The organism is Dietzia sp. E1, from assembly GCF_014145015.1.
GTDB lineage: Bacteria > Actinomycetota > Actinomycetes > Mycobacteriales > Mycobacteriaceae > Dietzia > Dietzia cinnamea_A.
Window position 1 is genome coordinate 1 of record NZ_JAALDU010000119.1, and the last position, 9019, is coordinate 9019.

A 9019-nucleotide genomic window follows, 5' to 3' on the forward strand; every position below is an offset into this window, starting at 1 on the left:
CTGGGTGACGCCGGTGACGTGGCCGACCTGCTGCTCGTCCATCATGAGCACCATCGCGTGGCAGCCGATCCCGCCGCCGACGAGCGTCCCGTCCGCGACCTTGGTCGAGCTGTTGTGCGGGCAGCCCGAACAGAAGTACGGGGTGCGAGACGCCGCGAGGGGCAGCGCGATGCGGGTGCGGACGCGCCCCGGGCCGTCGAGCCAGGCGCTGGCCGAGGCGATCCCGTGGACGGTGCCGAGCCGCTGCGCGAGCCCGCGGGTCACCGAGTCCACATCGAGTTCGCCGAAGCGGCTGAACAGGGTCGACCCGTCCTCGTGGGCCTTGCCGACGACGTTCGCCACCCCGGGCTTGCGGAACTGGATGTCCCGGATCATGGTCTCGATGAAGTCGCGCTTCTCCTCCACGACGATCACCTCGTCGAGCCCGGACATGAACTCGTCGAGGATCGTGCGCTCGAGCGGGTAGATCATCCCGAGCTTGAGGATCCGGATCCCCCTCCGGCCCAGCTCGTCGTCGCCGATCCCGAGACGGCGCAGCGACTCCCGCACGTCGAGGTACGTCTTGCCGGCCGCGACGATCCCGATCCGGTCGTCGGCCGTCGCCTGCACGATCCGGTTGAGCCGGTTGAGGCGGGCGTACTCCAGGGCCCGGGGGAGGCGGATGGTGAGCTGGTTCTGCTCGAGCTCCATGAGGTTCGAGCCGAGGAGGTGCCCGGAGGGCACGTGCGGACTGGTGCCGAGATCGCCGTAGACGGGCAGGATCCGGTCGGGGTCCACGAGCGCGGTCGACGAGGCGTCCGCCACGTGCGCGGAGATCTTCAGCGCCGACCAGAGCCCGGAGACCCGGGAGAGGATCGCCGCGTGCACGCCGAAGTCGAGGACGTCCTGCGAATCGGCCGGGTACAGGGTGGGCATGTAGAGGTCGGCGAGAGCGAGCTCGGAGGCGCACGGCACGGTCGAGGACTTGGCCCCCGGGTCGTCGCCCACCATCACCACGGCGCCCCCGTTGGGATCGGTGCCGATGAGATTGGCGTGCCGCAGCGCGTCGGTGGCGCGGTCCAGGCCCGGCGCCTTGCCGTACCAGTACCCCACCACGCCCTGCAGCGGGGCGCCGCGGGTGTGGGCGGTCGCGCGCAGGGTGCCGGTGCGACGCGCCAGTTGCGAGCCCATCACCGCCGTCGCGCCGGCCTCCTCGTTGAGGGCCGGACGGTGCACGATGTCGAACGGGTCGAGGAACTCCGCGCGCCGGGCCAGTTCGAGGTCGTAACCGGCGAGAGGGGATCCCTCGTAGCCGCTCACCAGGCTCGCGGTGAGCAGGTTCTGACGCCGGTCCAACCGGGCGCGGTCGCGGACCGTCCGGACGAGCGCCTGGATCCCCGTCGGGTAGATGGTGCCGCTCTCGCGCGTGTAGCGATCGGAGAGGGAGAACGATCCGGCGTCCGCCCGGCCGAACCGGGGGAGGTCGTCGTGGGTGCCGCTCGAGGGGCCGAGAAGAGAGGTCATGATCAACACCTGGCCTGTGTGACGTCGTGGGTCTCTCCCTCAGGCTAGGACGGAATGTGAGGCGCGTCACGCGGTCATCGATCGGGCGCACACTCTGCACAACCGGAAGCGTCGGTTCCTGTACTAACTGGGCCAGTTGCCCTCTCGTCGTCGTCTACCGTGGACACATGGAACACGCACCCCAGTTGGACGATACGGACCGACGCCTCCTCCGGGTGGTCATGGCCGACCCCCGGGTCGGCGTCCGCGAGTTCTCCCGACGGCTCGGGGTGGCCCGCGGCACCGCGCAGGCGCGACTCGACAAGCTGGAGGCCCGCGGCGTCCTCGCGTCCTGGGCGCCCCGGCTCGACCCCGCCGCCCTCGGCTACCCGCTCGGCGCGCTGGTCCACATCCAGCTGGCGCAGGCGGAGCTCGAGTCGACGTGTGCGGGTCTGGCCGAGGTCCGCGAGGTGCTCGAGGTGGTGAGCGTGGCGGGGGAGTTCGACCTCGTCTGCCGCGTGGTGGCCCGCGACCACGCCCACCTCGAGGAGGTGTTCAGCGCGATCATCTCGACCCCGGGGGTTCTCCGCACGCGCACCGAGGTGATCCTGCGTCAGCGCGTGGGGCCGCGCGCCACGCAGCTGCTCGGCGACTGAGCCGCGTGGCGCGCGAGCACTCGCCTGCCCGCCACGCTCGCCCGCCGGTCAGCAGGCCGGCCATGCTCAGCTCGCCGGGGTGTCCCGTCGCAGGACCAGGTAGGCCAGGGCGCCGGCGAGCACGGCGATGACCGTGAGGTAGCCGCTCCCGGTGAGGGCGGTCTGGGCGCCGAACCACCGGGCCACGGCGGCCCCGCCGACGTTCTGCACGACGAGCAGCGTGACCACGGCGAGCCCGGCGATGACCGCGATCAGGAGGGTCCAGAATCCGATCAGGGACAGACGCCGGAAGGCCGCGGCCGCGAGGAAGCCCACCAGCATCACGGCGAGACACAGCGTGCCCGCCAGCAGCCCGGCCCCGGCCGCGCCGTGGCTGCCGGTCATGAAGGGCAGGTCGAACTGGTAGGAGCGGAAACCCAGCCCCTTGGTCACCCGCTCGAGCCATGCCCCGAGCGCGAACGCGACCCCGAACGCCGCCGACACCACCGCGAACGCCAGGTAGGCGCCGAGGACGAACGTGCGCCGGCTGAAGCTCAACGCCATGGCGAACGGCATGGTCTGGGTGACCGTGTAGGCGGCCATAAATCCGAGCGTCCAGACCGCGGACTGGGCGGCGCCGCTGTACATCGGTTCGCCTTCCGCGCGGCCGTCGGCGATCGCGGCGATCCAGAACGTGATCCCCGCGGACACCGCCCACGACAACAGGAAGACCATCACCGGCACCACGACGAAGTTGCTGCGCACGATGAACTGGAGCCGGAACGCGGGCAGGATCCGCGAGGAGGCCCCGGACGGCGTGGCGGTGCCGGTGGAGGCGGCGGCCTCGGCGGTGGCGGACATCATGACGAGACCTCCGAGCTGGGTCGGGTGGTGGTGACGGCCGGGGCGTCGGGTCCCGGCCGGGTCGGTGACGGTGGTGACGACGGTGACGGTGACGAGGGTGACGACGAGGACGACGACGACGAGGCGCCCGCTGACGTCAGGTGGACGATCAGCTGCTGGAGCGAGACGGGCAGGACCTCGACGCCGTCAGCCCGCGCGCGCTGGTCCTCGAAGGGGTCCTCGGTCTGGCCCGGGGCGCGCAGGACGGTCGCCCGGAGGGTCCGGCCCATGGACTCGGAGTGGAGCACCCGCCGCGATCCCGCCAGTGAGCGCACGGCGTCGGCGGGGCCGATCAGCGTGACCGCCCGCCCCCGCAGGGATTCGACGGGCTCGTCGAGCAGGATCCGACCCCGGTCGATCACCACCACGTTCTCGAGGAGGTGGGCGAGCTCGTCGATGAGGTGCGTGGACAGGATGAGCGTGCGGGGATGCTCGGTGTAGTCCTGCAGGAGGCGGTCGTAGAACAACTGGCGGGCGACCGCGTCGAGGCCCATGTAGGGCTCGTCGAAGAAGGTGACGTCCGCACGCGAGGCGATCCCCAGGATCACCGCGACGGCGGAACGCTGTCCACGGGACATCTTCTTGATCCGCGTCCGGGCGGGGACCCGGAAGTCCTCGGCGAGGCGCTCGGCCAGGTCGGCGTCCCAGTGGGGATAGGCCATCGCCGCGGCCTTGAACGCGTGCCGGGCGAAGGAGTCCTCGATGTAGCGCTGGTCCTCGCGGACGAAGCAGATGCGGGGGAGCACCTGCTCGTTCTCCTGGGGGCGTAGGCCGAACACCCGGACGTCGCCCGCACTCGGCCAGTCCTGCCCGGAGGCGATCGACATGAGTGAGGTCTTGCCGGCACCATTGCGGCCCAGTAGTCCGTGGATGACGCCCGCCTCGAACGAGACGGTCACGTCGTCGAGCGCCGTGGTGTCGCGGTGGCGGCGCGAGAGGTGGGTGATGTCGATGGCGTTGCTCATTGCGCCCTCTCCTTGGCTGGGCTCGGGTGTGCGGCGGCGGTGCGTGGGTACGCCGCGCGGACCATGTCGACGATGTCCTCGAGGTCGAGCCCGATGGCACGGGCTTCGGTGACCATCGCGGCCACCACGTCGTCGGTGAACCGCTGGCGTCGTTCGGTGTGCAGCAGTTCCCGCGCTCGGGGTGTGACGAACATGCCGAGCCCGCGGCGTTTGGTCAGGATGCCGCGGTCGACCAGGAGGTTGATCCCCTTGGCGGCCGTCGCCGGGTTGATGCGGTGGAAGGCGGCGAGTTCGTTCGTGGACGGCGCACGCTCGCCCTCGGTGAGAGAGCCGTCCAGGATCGACGATTCGATCTGTTCGGCGATCTGCACGAAGAGCGGTCTGCCGTCGTCCACCTGGGCGTCCCCCCTCGGGTTGGTGGGTTAGTTACTCCACTAGTGAACCATTTGACCTCTGGGGGCGTCAACGGTCGCCGCGCCGCGCCATGCGGGCACGGGGCGGTGCGGGGCGGTCAGGACCAGATGTGGGCGAAGGGGTGGGCGGCCTCGTACTCGGAGGCCAGCTCGAGGAGGATGCGGTCCTCACCGCGTCGCGCCGAGAGGTGAACGCCGATCGGCATCCCGTCCGGCGCGTGACCGGCCGGCAACGACACGGCCGGCGATCCCGCGATGTTCTGCAGCGGGGTGAACGTCACCCAGTTCGACACCCTCTCGAGGTGGGTCTCGAACGGCTGGTCGGCGTCGAGGTAGCCGACCTCCGGGGTCTCGTGCGCGACCACGGGGCTCAGGTACACGTCGATGTCACCGAAGCCGGCGTCGAACCGTCGGCGGGCCCGCGCGAGCCGGTACAGGTGCGCCGGAATCGCGGCGAGCCTCCGGCGGGACATGCGGGCCAGTCCGACGGTGAACGGGTCGAGGCGCGCGGGGTCGAAGTCCGGGTCGAAGAGGGAGCGGCCGGAGGCCGAGGTGCTCAGCGCGAGCAAGCCCCAGTAGGCGACGAAGTCCTCGCGGAAGCCCGGCGGCACGGGAGCGGCGGCGGGGATGATCTCGTGGCCGAGGCCCGCCAGCCGCCCGGCGGCCTCGTGCAGGACCGACAGCGTCGCGGGGTCGGTTCCGTCGCCCGCTGGGCTGTGTGCGACCAGACCGATCCGTAGCCGCCGGGATGGCGCGTTCGCGATCCGCCCGATCGACGGGACTCCCCGGGGGCGGTACCCGGCCTCGAAGGCGGTGAAGAACAGGGCGGTGTCGCGGACGGATCGGGAGACGACTCCCTGCGAGATGATGGGGATCGGCATGCGCCGGGTGAACGTCTCGTCGGGGTGTCGTCCCCGGCTCGGCTTGAAGCCGACGAGTCCGGTGGCCGCGGCGGGGATGCGGATCGAGCCGCCGCCGTCGTTGGCGTGCGCGATCGGGATGGCCCCGGCGGCGACCAGGGCAGCGGACCCGCCTGACGATCCGCCGCTGGTCCGACCGGTGTCCCACGGGTTCCGGGTGACCAGTCCACCCTGCCTCTCGGTAGCGGCGGTCCAGCCGAACGGGGGCATGGCCGTGATCCCGAGTGGGTTAAGTCCCGTCGCCCGGAACGCGCGTGCGTAGGCGCCGTCGAACAGAGCCGGCGTGTCGGGCACCGCGGGGGAGCCCAGTCGCATCGGTGCACCCTCGACCATGACGGCGTCCTTGAAGGCCGACGGCACGCCCGCCAGGGGCGCGGACATCTCGGAGTGTTCCACCCGGCGGGCGCGTGCCCGGGCCCGGTCGAGATCGGTGAAGACGAGTGCGCCCAGGGTCGGATCGACCAGCGCGCACCGCTCGGTGGCCGCGTCGACGAGCTCGGTGGGGGAGACGTCCCGCGCGCGGAGTCTCTCGGCGAGGCCGGTGGCGTCGTCGTAGCCGAGCGCGTCGTCGCGGAAGGCGTGCAGGCGCCGTGCGCCGGCGGCTGGGTCGGCGGCCGGGTGCGGGGAAAAGTCGTCCGCGGACCTCGCGGGGCCGGCCGCGTCCGCGGTCGGGCCGACCATGTCTGTGGCGTCGCTCACGCCCCCACTGTAGGGCGACCGAGACCGTCATTTCGGGGCCACCTCTTGACAGATCTTTCCCCGACGTGGATCTTAGGAGGAGCTAACTAAGGCAAGGGTCACCTAATGCGGTCTCGCATCGGGTTCCGAATCTGGAGGTCTCATCGATGGCAGCGCACCCGATCGTGTCGGATCCGGTCACCACGGGCGCGCGTCGTCTCCTCGATGGATCGGGCATCGCCACGGTCGCCGTTCGCGGCACCAAGGACCGCTCGGATGTCATGGTCTCCGCGGGTCACCGCTGGATCGGCGACGGGACGATCGTCGTCACCGGGGCCCCTGCCCCCTGGTCAGGCCTGATGGTCGCGCCCGGCGACTCGGTCGAGGTCGTGGTGATGATCGACGAGTTCGCCCCGATCGTCGAGGCCAAGATCCACGTGGCGAGCCTCTATGGTTTCGGTGTGGCACGCGCCGCCCGGCAGGGCGAGGGGTGGATCGTGGAGATCGAGATCGAACTCGGCGAGGTCAACGTCCGCCGGCTCGGACATGAGGGCACGGTCGATGCGGCGCAGCTGGACGCGGTCCCGTCGGACCCCCTGGCATGCGAGGCGCCCGGTCTCGCGGACGAGATCCGGGCGCGCTTCGGCTCTGATCTGGCGATGCTGGCCGGATCCGGGGACCCGGCTCAGCCGCCGTATGTGTTGGGCGTCGACGCCGACGGCCTGCATCTGCTGACCGCGCTCGGCACCGATGCCGATGTCATCCACCTGCCGTTCGTGACCCGGGCGGAATGCGTCAACGACGTCGTCCGCGAGATGGGTCAGTACGTGGCCCGCCCGCGCCAGCTGAGAGGCGATTCGCCGGCGCGGCACCGGGCCGATCAGGCCGGGGTGTAGGTGAGGCAGTCGGCGGTGTCCGCGCCGGCGCCGATCTTGACCGAGTCCGCCGAGCAGAGCAGGTCCTTGTTGTAGGTGCACTCGACCCGCTGGCAGGCGCCCACGTGAGCGCTCGCGGTGGGCAGGCCCCCGCGGACGTCCAGCGAGATGAAGGTGCCGCACTCGGCGTGGTCGGGGGTGCCCGCCACGGTGATGGCACCCGCGCTGCAGCTCTGGTCGCTGTTGAACGAGCACGCGGTGACGGTGCAGGTGCTGATTCCGGTGAGAGTGGCCATGACGATCGCTCCTCGTGTGGCTGTGGCTGGGCGGTGTGCCTCCGAGTCAACACCGGACGGCGCGGACTTGCAAGCAAGTTGAGGCTGTGCTAAGTCAGGCTAGCCTAAGCAGTCTACCTGCGTATATGCGGCCGGTGGCATGGTTTTCGACCTGCCGCGGGCGTCTCGCCCGTGCGCCCGCCCCGCGCTCCCGCTTAGCGCTTCCGCAGCCGCTCCCTCGCATGGCGTCTCGCCCCAGGGGATGGCGTCTCGCTCGCGCGGATGCACGCCGAGCCCGCAGCCGCCCTCGGGGATGGCGTCTCGCGCCCCCGCGCCTCGTTCTTTGCCAGCCTGATCGTGAGACAGGTTCGTGAGGGGCGTGGGGATCGGAGTTTGGACGATGATTAGTACGCCGATTGGGACTACGGCGTCGGGAGGGCGATCGTTTTCGGTCGCGTTCCGGATTGAATTCCTGCAGGCATGGGACGAGTGTGAGGCCCATGGCGACAAGGCTCGGCTACTGCGGGAGCACAACCTCGCTCGGGGGACGGTCAAGCGGTGGCTCAATGCCAGGGCTCGGGGCGAGTTCGATGCGTCGTTGCAGGCTGCGGAGGTCAAGATGGGCAGGCGACAACAACACAATGAGGATCGCTCGGAGGTGATCCGGCTGCGTCGGCAGGTCGAGCAGCTCGAGCAGAAGGTCAAAAACGCCGAGGCGGCGCAGGAGATCATGGGAAAAGCATTCGAGCTCTTGGACGGGATCACCAAGAGCTCGACGGGACCGGATGCGCAGATCCCACCGACGCTGATGAGCGCGGCCGAGTATCAGGCCTGGCTCGAGCGCAAAAAGTTGTGATCTGCCAGCTGATCCACGACCTCAAGCAGCAGGCCGACATGACCGTGACCCGGGCCTGCGCACTCGCCGGGATGCCACGGCCCACGTTCTACCGGATCTCCCGCGGCTACCAGCACTACCAGCCCGTGGACGAGCCGGTGCCGCACCGCCAGCGCCGGCAGCCGGCCGCGTTGACCGACGCCGAGAAAGAGCAGGTCGTCGACGCACTGTGCGACCCGGCGATGGAGGATCGGTCGGTGGTGCAGGCGTACTGGTCCACCCTGGACGAGGGCAAGATCGCCTGCTCGCAGCGCAGCTTCTATCGCGTGGCCAACGAGCTCGAGCTGGTCGGGGACCGCCGGCGGGGCAGGCACTGCGGCACCTCTGCCGCCCGCGTCAAGCCCGCCGCGGCCGCCGGTGCGCCGGGGGATCTGTGGACGTGGGACATCACCCTGCTGCCCGGGCCCCGGCGCAGCTTCTTCCGGCTGTACCTGGCGATCGATGTCTACTCCCGCTACCCGGTGGCCTGGCGGGTCGAACCTGACGAGACCGCCACCAAGGCCACCGAGATGTTCCTGGACGCCTTCGACCGGCACGGCGCTCCGGCCCTGCTGCACGCCGACAACGGGGCCGCGATGCGCTCCAACGAGCTCGCCGCAGCACTGGAGGCCGTGGCGGTGCAACGCTCGTTCTCCCGGCCGCGGGTCTCCAACGACAACCCGTTCTCCGAGTCACTGTTCAAGACCATCAAGTACGACCTGGACCACCCGGCCCGGTTCGACTCGATCGAGCACGCCAGACGCTGGACCAGCGAGTTCCTGCACCGCTACGCCACCGAGCACCACCACAGCGCCCTGGGCTATTACACCCCCTGCCAGGTCTTCACCGGCACCGCCGAGCACGTCAGGGCAACCCGCCAACAGACCCTGGACCGAGCAGCAACCCTGCATCCCGTCAGATACTCGCAACCACCGAAAGCACCAGCACTACCCACCACCACTGGCATCAACCTGTCTTAAACCAGGTTGACAACTTCCG

General features: G+C 70.3%; 9 protein-coding genes and 1 pseudogene. 4 read left to right on the forward strand and 6 right to left on the reverse strand.

Translation table 11 applies throughout. The features are described from left to right. Positions 1-1503 (reverse strand): annotated as a pseudogene (locus G6030_RS05090) (2-oxoacid ferredoxin oxidoreductase); the annotation flags it as partial. 167 nt (positions 1504-1670) lie between these two features. On the opposite strand from G6030_RS05090, the gene G6030_RS05095 reads away from it, so the two are divergent. Beyond that, on the forward strand, positions 1671-2138 hold the full coding sequence (locus G6030_RS05095; RefSeq protein WP_182642403.1) for an Lrp/AsnC family transcriptional regulator: 468 nt from the start codon (positions 1671-1673) through the stop codon (positions 2136-2138). Between the two features lie 66 nt (positions 2139-2204). On the opposite strand, the gene G6030_RS05100 is transcribed toward G6030_RS05095, so the two are convergent. The 4 genes from G6030_RS05100 to G6030_RS05115 form a co-directional block, all read right to left on the reverse strand. Beyond that, positions 2205-2981 carry a hypothetical protein gene (locus tag G6030_RS05100; RefSeq protein WP_182642404.1) on the reverse strand — a complete coding sequence of 259 codons (777 nt, stop codon included), beginning with the start codon at positions 2979-2981 and terminating at the stop codon, positions 2205-2207. Continuing rightward, positions 2978-3985, reverse strand: a complete 1008-nt coding sequence (locus tag G6030_RS05105; protein WP_182642405.1) for an ABC transporter ATP-binding protein — start codon at positions 3983-3985, stop codon at positions 2978-2980. The genes G6030_RS05100 and G6030_RS05105 overlap by 4 nt, the downstream gene beginning before the upstream one ends. Beyond that, positions 3982-4380, reverse strand: a complete 399-nt coding sequence (locus tag G6030_RS05110; protein WP_182642406.1) for a GntR family transcriptional regulator — start codon at positions 4378-4380, stop codon at positions 3982-3984. Before G6030_RS05110 ends, G6030_RS05105 begins: the two co-directional genes overlap by 4 nt. A 116-nt stretch (positions 4381-4496) precedes the next feature. Next, the gene (locus G6030_RS05115) at positions 4497-6017 is read right to left on the reverse strand and encodes an amidase (protein WP_347238583.1); all 1521 of its coding nucleotides are present in this window, start codon (positions 6015-6017) and stop codon (positions 4497-4499) included. Positions 6018-6163: 146 nt separating this feature from the next. Between G6030_RS05115 and G6030_RS05120 the strand changes: the two genes are divergently transcribed. Continuing rightward, positions 6164-6892 carry a hypothetical protein gene (locus G6030_RS05120; RefSeq protein WP_182642407.1) on the forward strand — a complete coding sequence of 243 codons (729 nt, stop codon included), beginning with the start codon at positions 6164-6166 and terminating at the stop codon, positions 6890-6892. Here G6030_RS05120 and G6030_RS05125 read toward each other — a convergent pair. Further along, positions 6877-7167, reverse strand: a complete 291-nt coding sequence (locus tag G6030_RS05125; RefSeq protein WP_182642408.1) for a DUF1540 domain-containing protein — start codon at positions 7165-7167, stop codon at positions 6877-6879. The two genes, G6030_RS05120 and G6030_RS05125, sit on opposite strands and share 16 nt — an antisense overlap. 379 nt (positions 7168-7546) lie before the next feature. Here G6030_RS05125 and G6030_RS05130 point away from each other — a divergent pair, with 379 nt between their 5' ends. After that, on the forward strand, positions 7547-8002 hold the full coding sequence (locus G6030_RS05130; RefSeq protein ID WP_182642409.1) for a hypothetical protein: 456 nt from the start codon (positions 7547-7549) through the stop codon (positions 8000-8002). Continuing rightward, complete coding sequence (locus tag G6030_RS05135) at positions 7999-9000, forward strand: IS3 family transposase (protein WP_347238584.1); 1002 nt, start codon at positions 7999-8001, stop codon at positions 8998-9000. Before G6030_RS05130 ends, G6030_RS05135 begins: the two co-directional genes overlap by 4 nt. Positions 9001-9019 lie beyond the last annotated feature (19 nt).